The organism is Pseudomonas sp. URMO17WK12:I12, assembly GCF_000514395.1.
Classification (GTDB): Bacteria; Pseudomonadota; Gammaproteobacteria; order Pseudomonadales; family Pseudomonadaceae; genus Aquipseudomonas; species Aquipseudomonas mucoides.
In genome coordinates, this window is sequence record NZ_AZVV01000013.1 from 195,891 (window position 1) to 214,075 (window position 18,185).

16 protein-coding genes and 2 pseudogenes are annotated in these 18,185 nt (G+C 61.3%); 14 read left to right on the forward strand and 4 right to left on the reverse strand.

What is annotated here, in order from left to right:
• Positions 1–21: 21 nt before the first annotated feature.
• From D882_RS0119455 to D882_RS0119465, 3 genes are all read right to left on the reverse strand, one after another.
• Positions 22–285 carry a hypothetical protein gene (locus D882_RS0119455; RefSeq protein WP_027924774.1) on the reverse strand — a complete coding sequence of 88 codons (264 nt, stop codon included), beginning with the start codon at positions 283–285 and terminating at the stop codon, positions 22–24.
• A gap of 58 nt (positions 286–343) precedes the next feature.
• On the reverse strand, positions 344–2,107 hold the full coding sequence (locus D882_RS0119460; protein ID WP_027924775.1) for a SulP family inorganic anion transporter: 1,764 nt from the start codon (positions 2,105–2,107) through the stop codon (positions 344–346).
• Between the two features lie 75 nt (positions 2,108–2,182).
• A complete protein-coding gene (locus D882_RS0119465) occupies positions 2,183–2,842 on the reverse strand; it encodes a membrane protein (RefSeq protein ID WP_027924776.1) in 660 nt (219 codons plus the stop codon).
• Positions 2,843–3,039: 197 nt separating this feature from the next.
• Here D882_RS0119465 and D882_RS01000000131265 point away from each other — a divergent pair.
• The 5 genes and pseudogenes from D882_RS01000000131265 to D882_RS0119490 all read left to right on the forward strand — a co-directional run.
• A pseudogene (locus D882_RS01000000131265) lies at positions 3,040–4,041 on the forward strand (tyrosine/phenylalanine carboxypeptidase domain-containing protein); the annotation flags it as partial.
• Between the two features lie 132 nt (positions 4,042–4,173).
• Entirely contained in the window at positions 4,174–5,751 is a 1,578-nt protein-coding gene (locus D882_RS0119475) for a DUF3300 domain-containing protein (protein WP_027924777.1), read from the forward strand.
• 80 nt (positions 5,752–5,831) lie between these two features.
• Positions 5,832–6,665: a DUF2950 domain-containing protein gene (locus D882_RS0119480; protein WP_371258954.1), complete on the forward strand. Its 834-nt coding sequence runs from the start codon at positions 5,832–5,834 to the stop codon at positions 6,663–6,665.
• 339 nt (positions 6,666–7,004) lie between these two features.
• A complete protein-coding gene (locus D882_RS0119485) occupies positions 7,005–8,195 on the forward strand; it encodes a sodium:proton antiporter (RefSeq protein WP_027924779.1) in 1,191 nt (396 codons plus the stop codon).
• Positions 8,196–8,323: 128 nt separating this feature from the next.
• Entirely contained in the window at positions 8,324–9,031 is a 708-nt protein-coding gene (locus D882_RS0119490) for a potassium channel family protein (RefSeq protein ID WP_027924780.1), read from the forward strand.
• 59 nt (positions 9,032–9,090) lie between these two features.
• Here D882_RS0119490 and D882_RS1000000132160 read toward each other — a convergent pair.
• Positions 9,091–9,270, reverse strand: a pseudogene (locus tag D882_RS1000000132160) (alkyl sulfatase C-terminal domain-containing protein); the annotation flags it as partial.
• A 274-nt stretch (positions 9,271–9,544) separates the two neighbouring features.
• On the opposite strand from D882_RS1000000132160, the gene D882_RS0119500 reads away from it, so the two are divergent.
• The 9 genes from D882_RS0119500 (at position 9,545) to D882_RS0119540 (ending at position 18,176) form a co-directional block, all read left to right on the forward strand.
• Positions 9,545–10,216: a GntR family transcriptional regulator gene (locus D882_RS0119500; RefSeq protein ID WP_027924781.1), complete on the forward strand. Its 672-nt coding sequence runs from the start codon at positions 9,545–9,547 to the stop codon at positions 10,214–10,216.
• Positions 10,217–10,330: 114 nt separating this feature from the next.
• The gene (locus tag D882_RS0119505; RefSeq protein ID WP_027924782.1) at positions 10,331–11,263 is read left to right on the forward strand and encodes a 4-hydroxyproline epimerase; all 933 of its coding nucleotides are present in this window, start codon (positions 10,331–10,333) and stop codon (positions 11,261–11,263) included.
• Entirely contained in the window at positions 11,260–12,375 is a 1,116-nt protein-coding gene (locus D882_RS0119510) for an FAD-binding oxidoreductase (RefSeq protein ID WP_027924783.1), read from the forward strand. The genes D882_RS0119505 and D882_RS0119510 overlap by 4 nt, the downstream gene beginning before the upstream one ends.
• Positions 12,368–12,604 carry a (2Fe-2S)-binding protein gene (locus tag D882_RS0119515; RefSeq protein WP_027924784.1) on the forward strand — a complete coding sequence of 79 codons (237 nt, stop codon included), beginning with the start codon at positions 12,368–12,370 and terminating at the stop codon, positions 12,602–12,604. The genes D882_RS0119510 and D882_RS0119515 overlap by 8 nt, the downstream gene beginning before the upstream one ends.
• On the forward strand, positions 12,601–13,857 hold the full coding sequence (locus tag D882_RS0119520; protein ID WP_027924785.1) for an FAD/NAD(P)-binding oxidoreductase: 1,257 nt from the start codon (positions 12,601–12,603) through the stop codon (positions 13,855–13,857). The genes D882_RS0119515 and D882_RS0119520 overlap by 4 nt, the downstream gene beginning before the upstream one ends.
• 74 nt (positions 13,858–13,931) lie before the next feature.
• Positions 13,932–14,681, forward strand: a complete 750-nt coding sequence (locus D882_RS0119525) for an AraC family transcriptional regulator (RefSeq protein WP_027924786.1) — start codon at positions 13,932–13,934, stop codon at positions 14,679–14,681.
• Positions 14,682–14,913: 232 nt separating this feature from the next.
• Positions 14,914–15,732: a transporter substrate-binding domain-containing protein gene (locus D882_RS0119530; protein ID WP_027924787.1), complete on the forward strand. Its 819-nt coding sequence runs from the start codon at positions 14,914–14,916 to the stop codon at positions 15,730–15,732.
• Positions 15,733–15,742: 10 nt separating this feature from the next.
• Entirely contained in the window at positions 15,743–17,518 is a 1,776-nt protein-coding gene (locus D882_RS0119535) for an aconitase X (RefSeq protein WP_027924788.1), read from the forward strand.
• The gene (locus tag D882_RS0119540; RefSeq protein WP_027924789.1) at positions 17,511–18,176 is read left to right on the forward strand and encodes an amino acid ABC transporter permease; all 666 of its coding nucleotides are present in this window, start codon (positions 17,511–17,513) and stop codon (positions 18,174–18,176) included. Before D882_RS0119535 ends, D882_RS0119540 begins: the two co-directional genes overlap by 8 nt.
• Positions 18,177–18,185 lie beyond the last annotated feature (9 nt).

Sequence of the window (18,185 nt, forward strand, 5' to 3'; positions counted from 1 at the left end):
ATGGCGATCGGCATCAGGTCATCAGTATTTGATGTCCCGGGCAGTGCGGCGCGTGTCCTGTTTGGTGCTGCGCTTGTCCTGGCGGCATTGCGCGTTGCTTTTCTCACTGGCCTGTCTGCAATCGACCTTGGTTTGCCGTGCATCCGAGCGCCCTGTCTGCCGTGTATCCCGCGCTTCACGCCGCTGTTCTCCCTGCTCGGTCGCGTAAGCCGTTATCGATACTGACTGCACACCCACGGCGACGACCAGTGTCGCCAGGGCCATCATGCTGTATTTGCGAATCATGATATTCCTCCCGTTAAAACGCTTGGCTGGCTCACTGCCAATCAGTTTAGTCGTCCACTCAGTTGGCGGGGTACATCGCGAGGTAGCTGTCGACGGCCGTGTCTACCGTTGGAAAAAACGCCGTTTCGCCAAACTGCGAGAACAGCCCGAACCGCTTCAGTTTGTCCTTGACCGGGTCTTTCATCTCGGCCAGACACAATTCGATGCCTGCTGCGCGCAAGGTTTCGTCCAGTTCGGCCAACATGTCGGCAGACGTCACGTCGACGCTGGTCATCGGTTCCGCCGCCACGACCACCCAACGCACGGGCGTAGGTGATGCCGCCACGGCGTCCAGTACCCGGTCGTTAAACAGTTCGGCATTCGCGAAAAACAACGGGGCGTCCCAGCGAAACAGGACCAGGCCGGGGATGAGCCGGGCATTGGGAAAACGCTTGAGGTCGTGGTAACCCTGGACCCCTTCGGCACGTCCCAATACGGCGGAGTACGGCCGCCAGCCATCCCAGAGGAATTCGATCACCGCCAGCAGGATGGCCAGGCCAATACCCTCGATGGCGCCGAACACCGCGACGCCGACGGTGCAGGCGATGGACAGCCAGAACTCCCAGCGCTGAATGCGATAGATACGCCGCAGATCAGTGATCTCAATCAAGCCGATGGCCGAAGCGATGACTACCGCCGCCAGCGCGCTGTTGGGCAGGTCCTGCAACAGGTTCGGCGCCACCATCAGCAGCAACGCCACCGCCAGCGCGCCGACGACACCGGACAATTGGGTTTTGGCGCCGGCGGCCTCGGCCACCGGAGTGCGTGACGAACTGCTGCTGATGGGAAAACCCTGGAAAAAACCGGCCGCCAGGTTGGCGACGCCGAGCCCGACCATCTCCTGGTTCGGATCGACGTAGGTGCGCGAACGCGCGGCATAGACACGCGAAAGAACACTGGTGTCCGCGAACGAAACCAGCGCGACGGCGCAACCACCGATCAGGACCGGAACCATATCGGCGGAAGTGATCCAGGGAATGGCGAACGCGGGCATGCCTTGTGGAAGTTCACCGAGCACCGATATGCCGTATTTCGTGGCAAGGTCCAGCACACCGACGGCGATGGTTGCCCCTGCCACGGCAATCAAAATACCCGGAATGCGTTTGTGCCCCTTGAGCAACAGGATTACCACCAGGGTGGCAGCGCCGACCGCGCAGGTGACCCAGTTGGTTTTTCCATGCAGCACGGCGGTGAAGATCGCCCATATGTTTCTCAGCGGTCCGTCGGACTCGATCTTGAAGCCGAAAAACTTGGGCAACTGGCTGATCAGTACGGTCAGCGCGATACCGTTCATGTACCCGTAGCGGATCGGTTTGGAGAGCAGTTCGGTGATGAAGCCCAGGCGCGCGATGCCGGCCAGGATGCAGACCACCCCTGACACGATTGCCATCATCCCCGCCAGGGCAACGGCGCGATACGGATCGCCACCGGACAGTGGCAGGATCACCGCCAGGATGACTGCCGCCAGGGAGGAATCCGGCCCCAGCACCAGAATCCGGCTGGGCCCGAATAACGCATAGGCGAGCAGCGGGATGATCGTCGCGTAGAGGCCATAGATGCCGGGCACACCTGAGGCCACCGCGTAGGCGATACCGACAGGCACCAGCATCGTGGTCAGGACGAGTCCGGCCACAATGTCATTTCGCAGCCACGCAATCTGATAGTGGCGCAGGGTGTTCAGCCCCGGCAGCCAGCGCACCAGCAAGCTCTGATCGGTGCCTGCAACGCGGCGGGCAATGCGCCCCGGCTCCGGGGCGGAAGGTGGAGAATCTGAATCGCTCATAGAACTGTAACCCCTTGGTGTACAGCGCATGTTGGCATGGGAGGCAGCGCCTATTGATGGCTTCCTCCTCTGTTTTCAACCACCGAGAGCGATGATCGCAACGATCAGCACAGCGCCAGTGAGCGCCATTGCCAGGCCGCCCTGCCACGGCTTTGCACCGGCGTATCGTGCCAGCATCCAACCGGCGATGAACAGCACGGCGAGGCCGACCAGGTTGGACAAGCGAACGGCGAGCGCCGTGTCTTCGAGTAACAGGAAAGGCACGACCAACGGAAAGGTCGAGGCCACCACCAACAGAAAAACGCCCAGCGCCCCCTTGAAGTCATCCAAGCCGAGGCCCGACCGGACCGACGTGGCCGGGTACTGGACCAGACGGCTGCGTAACAACTCCAGGGTCTCGGGCTTGGCCGCTGCCGCCAGGTGCGACGGCAATGCAGCCGCCACCAGCGTCTGGCCGGTGGCCGCGTCTGCCCCGCCGAGCTTTTCGTACAAGGTGCTTTTGCGCGTGCGGTCGATCAAGGCCCGCAACAGATACATCACCGCGTCCGCGAGTCCCCAGGCCAGGTTGCAACCGAGTGCGGCGAACATCATTGTCCGTTCCGCCTCCTGGCCCGACGTCGCCACGCTGATCGTTCCGGTGAACGTCATCGCCATGAGCAAGCCGAAAATCACTTCTGTAACACGATCAACGGGGTCGAGTATCCGTGCCCGCTTTTGTTCCCCTGTGTTCGGCATGCGTCCTACCTCGCTGAAAAGTCCTGTGCGGTGCAAGCTTTCAAAGGCCAGAGCACAGCGCTTTCAGGCGGCGCTCTTTTTCGATTTCACTTCATTGTAGTGACAAAAAAAATTGTCGCTGCCGGTGTGCGCGAGTCTCCAAAGCAACACGATTGCCTATGAGCGAAATCGCACTCTGTAGCAGCCGGACGCAGGCTTCGCCAGCATTCACCGACTATTCGTCAGCGCTGTACCGGCGTCCGGACTTTTATTACCACCGTCTGAAGCTGAGCATGCTCGACGCCGCCCGGTTTTTCCTCAACACCACCGACGCCCTGCTCGGCGGCACGCGGATTCCACCGAGCCCGGCCGAGATCCCGGCCCAGGCCTTCGCTGCCTGGATGCAGCCGGAACTGGACCGTTTCTTCGGCGAGGGGCGGATCACGGTCGTGCTCGATCCGACCCTGGCCGCCAAAGCCATCGCCGGGGCGAGCCGCATCCGCCTGCGTGCCAGCGCGCTGTTCTCGGAACTGGACAAGAACCAGTTGCTGCAGCACGAGGCGTTCGTGCATATCGCCACGGCGCAAAACGGCGCGCTCCAACCCAACCTCAAAAGCCTCGGCCTGGGCGCGCCACGCACAACCCAGACTCAGGAGGGTATTGCCACCCTGGCCGAGCTGTTTACCGGCAGCATGGACATCAACCGTTTGCGTCGCCTGGCCCTGCGCGTGCTCGCGGTCCAGCAAGCGCTGGATGGCGCCGACTTCATTCAGGTGTTCGAAGGTTTTCTGGCGGCAGGCCAGTCGCAAGAGGAGTCGTTTCGCTCGACCCAACGGGTATTCCGCGGCGCCGATCTGCGGGGCGGTTCGGCGTTCACCAAGGATGCCGCGTACCTGACCGGCTTGCTCGGCGTGCACACCCTGCTGCGCATCGCGATCCGCGACAACCGGCCGGAGCTGGTCGGCCATTTGTTTGCCGGGCGCCTCAGCCTGGGGGATACCGTACGCCTGGCGCCGCTGTTCGACTCCGGCTGGCTCACGGCGCCGGTCCATCTGCCAGCCTGGGCCAGCGATCTGCGCCTGCTCGCCGCCAACCTCGCCTTCTCGGCCTTTATCACTCGGATTCAGCTGGACGTGCTCGATCTAGAGGTGCTCATGGCGTTCGCAGACGAGCACGAAACCGATGCCAGTGGTGGCGCCAGGCCGGGTGAACGTAAATAAATGGCAGATATTTTTTGTTTGCTACGCTTAGTGAGCGGCGTCGAAGTCAGGACCTGAGGCTTGCACTGTCGGCTTCTACTTCCGGGGCATTGATTCACTTATTTCAAACCTGCCTGACTACAGGGAGTTGCAATGCGCATTCCAGTATTTTACGCGCTGTCGGCTGTCCTATTGTTGAGCGGGTCTAACTGCATTGCAGGTGCGACCGCACCTGCGCCGGCAAACGCTGCCGCTACGGCACCGGTCCCCGCTCCCGTCACGCCGCCTGCCAAAGACCCCGTGTTTACCCAGGAACAGCTGGATCAAATGCTGGCGCCCATTGCGCTGTATCCCGATCCACTGCTGGCCCAGGTACTGATGGCCTCCACGTATCCCGGAGAGGTCGCCGAAGCAGTCACCTGGTCCAAAGCCCATCCGGACGCCAAGGGCGACGATGCGGTCAAACAGGTGGCGAGCCAACCCTGGGACCCAAGTGTGCAGGCACTTGTCGCCTTCCCGCAGGTGTTGGCAACGCTGGGGCAGGATCCCGTCTGGGTGCAACGCCTGGGTGATGCCTTCCTCGCGCAGCCCGACGATGTCATGAACGGGGTGCAACGTTTGCGTCGTCAGGCCCAGGAAGCAGGCAACCTGCAGAGCAACCAGTATCAGAACGTGACCATTCAGAATAATCCTGCACCCGCACCCGCACCCGCAGCGCAATCCGCGCCCGCAGCTGCGCCCCCTGCCAGCAGCAGCTCCACCATCATTATTCAACCCGCCGATCCACAGGTGGTGTACGTCCCCACGTATAACCCGACAACTGCCTACGGCACTTGGCCGTATCCGGCCTCGCCGCCAGCGTACTACCCACCGCCGCCCGCCTATTACCCTGGCCAGGCCTTGATGGCCGGGCTGGCGTTTGGTACCGGTGTGGCCATCGTCGGTGCGTTGTGGGGTGAATGTGACTGGAACGACAACGACGTCGACATCGACGTTGAACGCTACAACAACATCAATGGCAACAACCGCATCAACGTGAATCAGAACAAGTGGGAGCACAACGCCGCGCACCGCAATGGCGTTCCCTATCGCGATAACCGAAGCCGCGAGCAATACGGCCGCCAACTGGACGGTGCCAGTCAGCGTCAGGCCTATCGAGGGGACAATGCCCAGCGCGCCCAGGCCCGCGAAAACGCCCGCACCTCAATGGACAGGGCCGGTATCGAACGCCCTCCTACCAGCAATCGCGAAGCCCGTGATCAAGCGCGTGATGCTTCCAGAGCTAACGCCAGCAATCGGATGCAAGCCGGTACGGACAGACCGAACACGGCCAATAGAGCGCAGACCTCCGACAGACAAAACACCGCGGATAGACAGAAGGCCGCTGACAGAGCCAAGGCTGCGGACAGAAGCCAAGGGACTGCCCGAAACAATCAGGCGAATCAGCAGCCGAGAAAACAGACCGCTCAGACAAATCAGCGACAGGGCAACGCGCAGGCGCGTCAATCGACGCAAAACCGGCCTTCCACGACAGCCGCCAGCAAGGGCAGTGCCCGCAACAATGCCTTCGCCGGCGCGCGCTCTCCGTCCCAGGTCAACGCACAAGCCAGTCGTGGCCGGGCCAGCCAGGCATCCGCCCAGCGCCCCAGTGCCTCGCGAGCCGCCGGCCATCAGGTCAGTCGGCCGTCCAATCCACCAGCGCGTCAAAGTCAAAGGGGTGGCCGTCGTTGAATAACTATCCTCAATTGAAGGCACGCCTGGGTGTGCTTCTTCAGGCCTTGGCGATAACCGCCGGTTTGGCGTGGTCGTGCATGGCGACAGCACAGCAGGAATTCCCAACCCCGGAAAAAGCCGCTCAAGCGTTCGTCGAAGCACTGGGTACGACACACGCCGATCACGAACGCCTGACCGAGTTGCTGGGTAAGGAATGGCGCAGTTTCATCCCTCGCGAAGGCGCAGAGCGTAAAGACGTGGAGGCGTTTCTAAAGCAGTACCACGAAGAAAACCACATCGAAAAAACCAACGACCGCACCGCGATTCTGTCGGTCGGCAGCAACCACTGGACACTGCCGATTCCCATCGTGAAAACCACCAACGGTTGGCGCTTCGACATCAAGGCCGGCAGTGCCGAGGTCCGGGCACGTCAAATTGGACGCAACGAACTGGCCGCGGTGCAAGCGGCGCTGGCCTATCACGACGCCCAGATGGACTACGCCTCAGTGGATCGTGACGGTGATGGCGCGCTGGAGTATGCGCAGAATATTTTCAGCACCCCCGGCACCCATGACGGACTCTATTGGGCGGACGACGACAGCGGCCAGATCAGCCCGCTAGGCCCTGAGTTCGGCAAAACCATTGCCGGCGAAGGCTGGCATGGCTACCACTTCCGCATTCTCAATGGCCAGGGTCCTTCAGCACCCGGTGGCGCCTACAGCTACCTTATCGGCGACAAGATGAGCCGAGGCTTTGCACTGATCGCCTGGCCAGAAAAATACAATGACACCGGCGTGATGAGCTTCATGATCAGTCATGAAGGACAGGTGTTCGAGAAAGACCTGGGGCCTGACAGTGAAAAAGTGGCGAAGGCAATGAAACGCTTTGATCCGGATGACAGCTGGAAGGAAGTGACTGCAGATTCGGAGTAGGCGGTGTCGTTTCAAAATCCGACTTAATCAGGGGACTTAAAGAATTGTTAAAAGGAGACGGATTTATTGTTCCGTCACCTTTTGAAAAATAAACCCGTCCCCTTTTTCTCTGCTTTTTCTCTGATCGAGATCGATCCATCCTGCTGGAGCCAGGTGGGCGTTTCCGTTCGTCTGTTGTTGCGGTGAACAGCGCATTGAGATGCGCATTCAAAGGGCGACCACCTATGCTTACCACACGCCACATCAGGCACCATCAGCCACGCCTGAAGCCCGCCCCCTTCAAGCTTTTACCTCAAGGCTGCGTGTTCTAACTGCCCACCCTGAACAGGCAGGTCATTGATGTATCAGAACTTAGCGCTACTGGCCGCCTTTCTCCTGACCTACAGCATATTTGCGGGGCGCTTCGAGTCACGTCTGCTCAATGGCCCGCTTATGTTCATGCTGGCCGGTCTAATTCTGGGCCCGGCATTTCTGGGCATTCTGCAACCCCGGATTGACAGGGATGGCCTCAAGTTCCTGGCCGAGCTGACGCTGGCGATTGTGCTGTTCAGCGATGCGGCCAACGCCGACCTGAAGGTCTTGCGGGCCAATGAAGGACTTCCGCTGCGCTTGCTGATGATCGGGCTGCCACTGACCATCGCGGGGGGTTGGCTGGTCGGCCTCTGGTTGTTCCCACAGGTCCCACCGTTGGAACTGGCAATACTGGCAACCCTTCTGGCTCCCACCGATGCTGCACTAGGCAAGGCTGTCGTGAGCAACCCCAAGGTTCCGGCACCCGTGCGTGAAGGCTTAAACGTCGAGAGCGGGTTGAATGATGGGATTTGCGTCCCCGTGTTGCTCATGTTTGTGGCATTGCTGGTCGAGCAATCGACACAGTCCCCTGTCTTACTGGCGTTGGAGTTAGTGATCGAGGAGCTGGGCATCGGCGCATTCAGCGGTATTGCTCTGACGCTCATTGCCTGGCAGTTGCAGCGCTACTCCGCAAAACATCACTGGCAAACGCCCATGTGGTCACAGCTGACTCTGCCCGGTCTCGCCATTCTGTGCTTTGCCACAGCACAAACACTCGGTGGTAGCGGGTTCATCGCCGCGTTCGTCGGAGGGTTGCTCGCAAGTTTTCTGTTTACCGAACAAAAGCACCAGATTCTCAAGGCCAGCGAAGAGTTTGCCAGCCTGTTATCGGTCATTACCTGGGTCGTGTTTGGCGCACTGGTGATTCCTTGGGCCTGGAGCAGTCTCACCCTGAACATCTGGATTTATTCGGTGCTCAGCCTGACTGTGATTCGCATCCTGCCTGTGCTGATCAGTCTGGTGGGAACCCGCTTCGATTTCGAAACCCGCCTCTTCATCGGCTGGTTCGGCCCGCGAGGTCTGGCCAGCATTGTCTTCGCCGTCATGATATTGGCCTCCCCCCTACAAGCCAGTCGTACGGTGGTGGCTACTGCTGTCTGTACCGTTTTACTCAGCGTGTTGTTACATGGTTTGAGTGCCAACCCATGGGTTGCACGGCTGGCCAATCGTGATCATTGATGCTGGTCAAAACCCGCAAAGCTTGGGCGGGTGGATGTGTTGGCGACCCGGCCGTGATTGCACCCGCTTGGGCTCAGGCAGGTGAGTAGTACGTCGGGGATCGAGCGTTATTACTCTGGGAAACCCCTATGACCACTTCGCAAGATAACGACGAGTCCGACGCAGATTTAGCTCAGCTGGTAATAGGGCAAGGGCCCTGCACTTATCTATTGCTGCTCTTATTAGGATTGATCCTGCTGTTTCCCTTTCTTGAGGAAGGGATATTTGCTCGCACGTTGCTCGGCATTGTGTTTTCCATCGTGCTGCTCGTGGGCGCTTTCGCCACCAGGCAGACTCGATGGGGGCTAATCCTCAAGCTGGGGCTGGCGTTTCTTGGGGTCAGCCTTCTATGGACGTCGTTGTGGGTCAAGAGCATCGCGATTTTTAACCTTGCCGGGATAGCGTATACGGCGTCTCTTGCCGTCTCGTTTAGCGCAGTGCTGCGCTATGTGCTCAAGCGCGGGCCAATTACAGCCGACAAGCTGCATGGCGCGCTGGCGGGTTACATCATGCTGGCCTTCGTGTGGTCCTTCGTCTTTGCCCTGGTGGAGATATCCAATACTGGCTCATTCGGCCCTGGCCACCTCGACTTCATGCAGCCCGGTACTTTTTTCAAACTGATCTATTTTAGCTTCACGACGCTCACGACCACCGGGTACGGTGACGTTATCCCATTGACCAACCACGCCCGTTCACTGGTGATGATCGAAGAATTTTCTGGCGTCTTTTACGTTGGCGTTGTGATCGCGCGGCTTGCCGGTCTTTACCCGTCGAATCAGAGGAATCAGGCGAAGTGATTCTCGTGGCTAAACGCCCCAACTCTGGGGCGCTCCATACGGGTCCGGGTTTGCCTGGATTAAGGTTCAGAAAGGGTGAACCAGAAGTCAAAGGTGTCGAAGTTGGTCAGCATTTCCTTAAATTTGGCTTTGTCGCCGTCGATAGTCACTTCGCCGCTTTCCGACAGATTGCCCAATTTCAGCTTGCCCAGGGCGATGTCATCGAGGGTGGTTCGGTTAAGAGTGACCGTGCCGTCGGCCTTATCCGATTGTGCACACTAGAAACTACGAGCGACTAAACCCGACCACTGATGGGCAGTGGCAGGGAAACAATAGAGGCCGAGGCCAGGGCACACAAGCCGGCCGATTCTGTCTTACCCGTAGGCGATGGCGCAAGGCGTTGTAGCCTCCGGGTAGTAACGGAAAGCGTCATTTAAACGCAGACGATTTTTCTTGTTTAAAACAACGGATCGCGAGGTTCGCCAAGGAATTTCGTATACCCTATCCCCATCTCACTGCAAACGACCTGCCGACGTGAACCTACCCAAACTCAACGCTCCCGACCTTGGCAATACGCCTTCGACCTCGGAAATCATCACCCGCCATCTGCGGGACGCGATTGTTGCCGGGCATTTTGCCGAGGATGAACCGATTCGCCAGGACGACATTGCCCGGCAGTTCAACGTCAGCAAAATCCCTGTGCGCGAGGCGCTCAAGCGGCTGGAGGCCGAAGGGCTGGTGATGTTCCAGCGCAATCGCGGGGCGATGGTCACGCGGATTTCCGATGCGGAACTGGCGCAGATGTTCGAAGTGCGCATGTTGCTGGAAGACAAGGTGTTGCGCCTGGCCATTCCCAACATGACCGAAGAGACCTTCGCCCGCGCCGAGCGTATCTGCCAGGAATTCATCGGCGAAGACGACGTCGGCCGCTGGGCCGAGCTCAACTGGGAGCTGCATTCCTGCCTTTACGAGCCGGCGCAGCGGCCGTTTCTGGTGAGTCTGATCCGTTCGGTCAACGATAAACTGGAGCGCTACCTGCGCATGCAGATGAGCCTGTCCGCCGGCAAGGAGCGCGCCGATCACGAACACCGCGAGATCCTCGCGGCCTGCCGTGCCGGGGATGTGGACCTGGCGGTGAAGCTGCTGGATGAGCACATTGCCGGGGTCTGCAAAACCCTGTTCGAGCACCTGCCCCACGCGCACTGATCGCTGCGGGCACTGTGCCGATTTCGTCATCGGCACAGTTTAAATCCATCAAGCCGCCACCCGACCGCACGGGCCACTCTAGCGTTCACTCAACCGAATGGACGTGGCCCTCCCATGAAACACATCTCCGTCATCGACTCCCACACCGGCGGCGAACCGACGCGTCTGGTGACCGCCGGTTTTCCTGATCTGGGCCGCGGCAGCATGGCTGAACGGCGCAAAATCCTCGCTGAACAGCATGACCCATGGCGTGCAGCGTGCGTGCTCGAACCGCGCGGCAGTGATGTGTTGGTGGGCGCCCTGCTCTGCGAACCGGTTGACCCGAGCGCCTGTGCCGGGGTGATTTTCTTCAACAACAGCGGTTACCTGGGCATGTGCGGCCACGGCACCATCGGCCTGGTGGCCTCGCTCGCGCACATGGGCAAGATCGGGCCTGGCGTGCACAGCATCGAAACGCCGGTGGGCACGGTCCAGGCCACCCTGCACGACGACCACACGGTCAGCGTGCGCAATGTCCCCGCTTATCGTTATCGCAAGGACCTGACATTGCAGGTACCGGGGATCGGTCAGGTGACCGGCGATGTCGCCTGGGGCGGCAACTGGTTTTTCCTGATCGCCGACCATGGCCTGCGGGTGGCCGGTGACAACCTTGAGACGCTGACCGCGTACACCTACGCCGTACAGCAAGCGCTGGAAACCCAGGGTATTCGCGGTGAAGACGGCGGCCTGATCGACCATGTCGAGCTGTTCGCCGATGACGATCACGCCGACAGCCGTAACTTCGTACTCTGCCCCGGCAAGGCCTACGACCGTTCCCCGTGCGGCACCGGCACCAGCGCCAAACTGGCGTGCATGGCGGCGGATGACAAATTGCAGCCAGGGCAGATCTGGCGACAGGCCAGTGTGATTGGCAGCGAGTTCGAAGGCTCTTTCGAATGGCAAGGTGAGCGCATTATCCCGACCATCCGTGGCCGCGCCTTCATCAGTGCCGAAGCGCGCCTGATCATTGAACAGGACGATCCATTCGCCTGGGGCATTCGCCCATGATTGAGGGGCGTGTGGCCGATGTGATCGTCATCGGCGCCGGCATCATCGGCGCGGCGTGCGCCCAGGCGCTGGCGCGGCGTGGCTTGCAGGTGCTGGTGCTCGATGCCGGCCTGCACAACGCGACGGCGGCGGGCATGGGGCACTTGCTGGTGCTCGACGACAACCCGGCCGAACTGGCCTTGAGTGATTACTCCCTGCAACGTTGGCGCGAGCTCGGGCCGGGCTTGCCCGACGGTTGCGCTTACCGCAACAACGGCACGCTCTGGCTGGCCGCCAACGCCGAGGAAATGGCGGTGGCCCAGAGCAAATACCTGAACCTGCAGGCTCAGGGAATCGCCTGTGAACTGATCGGTGCCAGTGCCTTGCGCCAGCGTGAGCCGGAGCTGGCCGAGGGACTTGAAGGCGGACTGCTGATCAAGGGTGACGGCATACTCTATGCGCCGGCCACAGCCAACTGGATGCTCGACACCACGAACATCCGCCAGCGCCGGGCATGCGTCGCGCAGGTCGATGGCCCTCGGGTACGCCTCGAGGACGGCCAGTGGTTGAGTGCCGACGCCGTGGTGCTGGCCAACGGTACGCAGGCCAATCAATTGTGCCCCGAGTTGCCCATCGAGCCGAAAAAAGGTCACTTGCTGATCACCGATCGCTACCCCGCTACCGTCACCCACACCCTGGTGGAACTGGGCTACGTCACCAGCGCTCACAATGCGAAAGGCCCGTCGGTGGCCTGCAATATTCAACCGCGTCCGACCGGGCAATTGTTCATTGGTGCCTCGCGGCAATTCGGCACGACTGACCCGCAAGTCGAAGGCTGGATGCTCGCGAAGATGCTCAAGCGTGCGGCCGGCTACATGCCGGGGCTGGCCCAACTGAATGGCATCCGCGCCTGGACCGGGTTTCGTGCCGCCAGCCCTGACGGTTTGCCGCTGGTGGGTCAGCACCCGCAACGTCAGGGCTTGTGGCTGGCGGTCGGGCATGAAGGACTGGGGGTGACCACCGCGCCCGGCACGGCGGATTTGCTGGTCGCGCAACTGTTCAACGAAACCCCGCCACTGGCCGCGCAACCTTATCTGCCGCAGCGATTCCTCGGAGAATCTGTGTATGCCTGAATTGATGCTCGACGGTCATGCCCTGACGGTCGCCGACGGTACCAGCGTCGCCGCAGCCCTGGCGCTAGGCGGCAATGGTTGCAGTCGCACCTCGGTCAGCGGACAACGCCGCGCACCGCTGTGCGGCATGGGCATTTGCCAGGAATGCCGGGTGACCATCGACGGTCGCCGCCGCCTCGCTTGCCAGACCCTTTGCCGTGACGGCATGCAGGTGGAGACACAGCCATGAACGAATACGCCGACCTGTTGATCATCGGTGCCGGCCCTGCCGGGATGGCCGCTGCATTGGCCGCGGCCCCCAGCGGCGCACGCATTGTCATGCTCGACGACAATCCGTTTGCAGGCGGGCAGATCTGGCGCGACGGCCCTCAAGCCAGCCTCCCCGCTCAGGCCCGTCAGTTGCGTGAGCGCTTGCAGTCCCACGGCAATATCCGCCATCACAGCGGCACGCGGGTGATTGCCAATCCCGGCCCGAAACAACTGCTGGTCGAAGACGACGAAAATGGCTGGCTGATCAGCTATGACAAATTGATCCTGTGTACCGGTGCCCGCGAGTTATTGCTGCCCTTCCCCGGCTGGACGTTGCCTGGGGTGACCGGGGCCGGAGGTTTGCAGGCACTGATCAAATCCGGACTGTCAGTGCGCGATGAACGCGTGGTGATCGCCGGGAGCGGGCCATTGTTATTGGCCAGTGCGGCGACTGCCACAAAACACGGAGCCTCGGTGCTGCGCATCGCCGAGCAGGCTTCATTAACGTCTGTCGTCGGTTTCGCTGCGCAGTTGCCACGCTGGCCAGCGAAATGGTTGCAATCGTTCAGCCTGTTCAACCGTCACTACCGTGCAGGCACTCATGTGCTGGCTGCGCTTGGCACCGACCGACTCGAAGGCGTGCGCCTGCAACAACAAGGCAAAGTCGTCGAGCTGGAATGTGATCGGCTGGCCTGTGGGTTCGGCCTGATCCCGAATATCCAGTTGGGTCAGGCATTGGGTTACGCCATCGAAGGACAGGCGTTGAAGGTGGATGCCTGGCAAGCCAGCACCCGGGCCGATCATTACGCGGCAGGCGAATGCACCGGGTTCGGCGGCAGTGAACTGGCCCTGGCCGAAGGTGCGATTGCCGGGCACAGCGCCGTGGGTGAGGTTGAACAGGCCCGCCAATGGTGGCCACGCCGGGCACGCTGGCAGGGTTTCGCCAAGGCATTGAATCAGGCCTTCGCCCTCGACCCGCAACTCAAGTCCCTGGCCCGTCCCGACACCCTGGTCTGTCGCTGCGAAGACGTGCCCTACGCCGCACTGACCGAACACAGTGACTGGCGCGCGGCCAAACTCGCCAGCCGCTGCGGCATGGGCGCCTGTCAGGGGCGAGTGTGCGGCGCAGCGGTCGAGCACCTGTTTGGCTGGCAACCTTCGGCGGCGCGTCCACCTTACAGCCCGGCGCGGATCGAGACGCTGATGTGCCTGGACGACACGCCGCCCGCGTGATGAGTGAGACTGGGGTTTCGGTCATGCGACCGAGCCTCTATGATCCGGAGGTCGCCCTCGGACCTCCCAGCGCTATGTACCCCTCACTCACCACGTTCAAACCCTGCGATCTGCCGACGCTGTTAAGCAACCTTCAGCCGATCGCGCCGCTGCTCGACACCCTGTCGGACGTGGTGTTTTTCATCAAGGATCTCGACGCCCGTTACGCCTTCGTCAACCAGACGTTGGCGCGGCGTTGCGGTTTTAAACACAGCGATCAATTGCTCGGGCTCACCGCCGACAAGGTGTTCCCGGAACACTTCGGGCCGCTGTACACCGAGCAGGATCGACGGGTGTTATCCAGCGGCCGGATGCTCGCCGACCAACTGGAACTGCACTTGTATTTCGGCAACCAGCCGATCTGGTGCCTGACCCACAAACTGGCCCTTCACGACGAACAGGGTCACATCGTCGGCCTCGCCGGCATCTCCCGGGATTTGCCAACGCCCCAGTCCACTCACCCGGCGTACGTGAAGCTCGCTGCCGTGGATGCGCATATCCGCAGCCACTTCGCGCGGCCCATCAGTCTCTCTGAATTGACGGCGATTGGCGGCTATTCCGTCGCGCAACTGGAGCGTCACTGCAAGCGGGTGTTCCAGCTCACACCGCGGCAGATGATTCACAAGGCGCGCCTGGAAGAAGGTTCTCGCCTGCTATTGAGCACCGACCTGCCCATCACCGAAATCGCCCTGCGCTGCGGTTACACCGACCACAGTGCGTTCAGTCGGCAGTTCCGCGCACTGACCAGTTTGTCGCCGAGCCAGTACCGCGATAATCAGCGTTAAGCCCGTCACCGGTGTTCCCTAAAGGGGCGAACGCACCACCATTGCTCCCATCTGTAACACCAGCACGCAGAACGCCGGCGCGGGGTTGTGCCACTGCAAACCTTCTACTTCAAGGGCTGACGCTAAATTCACGGTTCTGACTGGAAATCGGCACGTTGATTGCTATTGTTAATATCGTATACGAAATCCTCAATACGATTTTTCAACAGCACTTCACACGAACGAGGCCTCTATGAAAAACCCCGCATTTGCCGTAGCCCTCAGCGCTGTTCTCAGTACCTCCTTTGTCGCCAGCGCCCAGGCGGACAAGCTCGACGACATCATCGGTTCGGGCAAGCTGCGCTGCGCCGTGACCCTGGACTTCCCGCCGATGGGTTTCCGCGATGCCGGTAACAACCCGGCCGGTTTCGATGTGGACTATTGCCGCGACCTGGCGAAGATCCTTGGGGTCGAGGCGGAAGTGGTCGAGACGCCGTTCCCGGACCGCATTCCGGCGCTGGTCTCCGGGCGGGCCGACGTGATTGTCGCCTCCACCTCCGACACCCTCGAACGGGCCAAGACCGTCGGCCTCACCGTGCCTTACTTCGCGTTCCAGATGGTGGTGCTGACCCGCGACGACACCGGCATCAACGGCTTTGACGACCTCAAAGGCAAACCCGTCGGTAACACCAGCGGCACCTATGAAGCCATCGCCCTGGAGAAAGACGTGAAGAATTGGGGCACCGGCAGCTTCCGGGCCTACCAGTCGCAGAACGACACCCTGCTGGCCGTCGCCCAAGGCCACATCGACGCGACCGTGGTCACCAACACCGTCGCTGCCGCCACCCTCAAATCGGGGAAATACAAAAACCTGAAAGTCGCCGGTAACGCGCCGTACGTCATCGACTACGTGTCCCTCGGCGCCAAGCGCAACGAGTATGGCCTGCTCAACTACCTCAACCTGTTCGTCAACCAACAGGTGCGCACCGGGCGTTACAAAGAACTGTTCGTCAAATGGGTCGGCACCGATATCTCGCCAGCCAACCTGACCGTGCCACAGGTCTACTACTAAGGTGTCCGGCATGCCTAGGTCTGTTTCTCTGACCGGTCGCAGCCTGGTCGAGGGCGCCGCTCAAGGCGCCCTGTTGTTCGCCGATGTCGGGTTGAGTTTCTGGGGCGGCGTTGATTCCGCCAGTGGCGAGGTCATCGATCGCCACCACCCGCTCAGCGGTGAATTCCTGGCCGGGTGTGTGCTGGCGATTCCCAGCGGACGCGGCTCTTGCACCGGCAGCAGTGTGTTGATGGAACTGATCAGCAACGGCCATGCACCGGCGGCACTGGTGCTGGCCGAACCGGATGAGATCCTGACCCTGGGCGTGCTGGTCGCGCAGACCATTTTTGCCCGTTCCCTGCCGGTGCTGTGCATCGGCCGGGAGGCCTTCGCGACGTTGCGCGATCACCCTTTCGCCAGGGTGGATGGCGACACGCTGAACCTGTTCGAACACCTGCCCGGCGATGCCTGGCAGGCACTCGAAAAACCGTTGCCCACCGACAGCCGTGCTTCAATCGAACTCACCGGGTTTGATCAGGCATTGCTCGACGGCCAGCACGGTCAAGCCGCGCAAATGGCCATGCACATCGTGCTGCGCATGGCCGAGCTGCAAGGGGCGCGAAGCCTGGTGGATGTCACCCAGGCGCACATCGATGGCTGCATCTACACCGGACCTGCAAGCCTGCGCTTTGCCCAACAGTTGGTGGAATGGGGAGCCAAAGTGCGGGTGCCGACCACCCTCAATTCGATTTCCGTGGACCAGCGCCGCTGGCGTGAGTTGGGCATCGACCCGGCCCTCGGCGAGCCGGCCAGTGCCTTGGGCGATGCCTATATGGCAATGGGCGCACAACTGAGTTACACCTGCGCGCCCTACCTGCTCGACAGTGCGCCCAAGGCCGGCGAGCAGATTGTCTGGGCCGAATCGAATGCCGTGGTGTACGCCAACAGTGTGCTCGGTGCGCGCACCCTGAAGTACCCGGACTACCTCGACATTTGCATCGCCCTCACCGGCCGTGCCCCGCTGATCGGCTGCCACCTGGACGCGCAACGCAAGGCGCGGTTGCAGATCGAGTTGCCGGTACTCGGTGAGCTGGACGATGCGTTTTACCCGTTGCTCGGTTATCACATCGGTGCGCTGGCCGGCAGCCGCGTGCCGTTGGTGCTGGGTCTGGAAAATCGCCAGCCGAGCCTGGACGATCTCAAAGCCTTTGGTGCCGCATTTGCCACCACCTCGGCGGCGCCGCTGTTTCATATCGCCGGGGTTACACCGGAGGCGATTGACCCTTTACAGGTGCTGGAAGCAGATGCGTCGATCCCCGTGGAAAAAATCCGCCTGAAAGACCTGCTGGTGAGTTGGCGCGAGCTCAACAGTGCCCGCAATCACCACGTGGATGTGGTGTCGCTGGGCAACCCGCATTTTTCCCTCAGCGAGTTCGCGCATCTGGCGCGGCTGTGCCGAGGTCGGCACAAACACCCGGACGTCGTCCTCGCCATCACCTGCGGCCGAGCGGTGCTGGAGCAGGCCCGCGAGGCCGGGCATATCGCGGTGATCGAGGCCTTCGGTGCCACGCTGGTCACCGACACCTGCTGGTGCATGCTCGGCGAGCCGGTGATTCCACCCGCCGCCACCACGCTGATGACCAACTCGGGCAAGTACGCCCACTACGCACCCGGACTGGTGGGCCGCAAGGTGCATTTCGCCAGCCTTGCCGAGTGTGTCGATACCGCGTGCAACGCCATCGCCAGCGCACGCCTGCCGGCCTGGCTGCAACCCGCCGCCCAACTGGAGAGCCCTGCGCATGTTTGACTACACCTTTCAATGGCGCTCTGCCCTGCGCGCCTTGCCGGACATGCTCGCCGGTGCCGTGGTCACGTTTGAGACCGCGGCCCTGTCGATGATCTTCGGCGTGCTCATCGCCCTGGCCCTGACGGTCATGCGCGAAAGCAAACAGCCACTGCTGCGCGGCATCGGCAACGGCTGGGTATCGATTGCCCGCAACACGCCGTCGTTGTTCCAGATCTACATCCTGTATTTCGGCCTTGGCTCGCTGGGCATGCACGTCAGTTCATGGCTCGCGCTGCTGGCCGGGATCACGTTCAACAACGCCGGTTACCTCGCGGAAAACTTTCGCGGCGGGCTCAAGGCCGTGCCGCAAACCCAAGTGCGCGCGGCACGGTCACTGGGCATGAGCGCCTTTCAGACCTATCGCATGATCATCGTCCCGCAGCTGCTGCGCATCGTGTTCTACCCGCTGACCAACCAAATGGTCTGGGCGGTGCTGATGACGTCGCTGGGGGTGATCGTCGGGCTGAACAATGACCTGACCGGGGTGACCCAGGACTACAACGTCAAAACATTCCGCACCTTCGAATACTTCGCGATTGCGGCGGTGCTGTATTACGCGATTGCCAAGACGATCGTCGCGACGGCCCGGCTGATGGCCTGGCGGTTGTTCCGTTACTGAGGAGCTGTC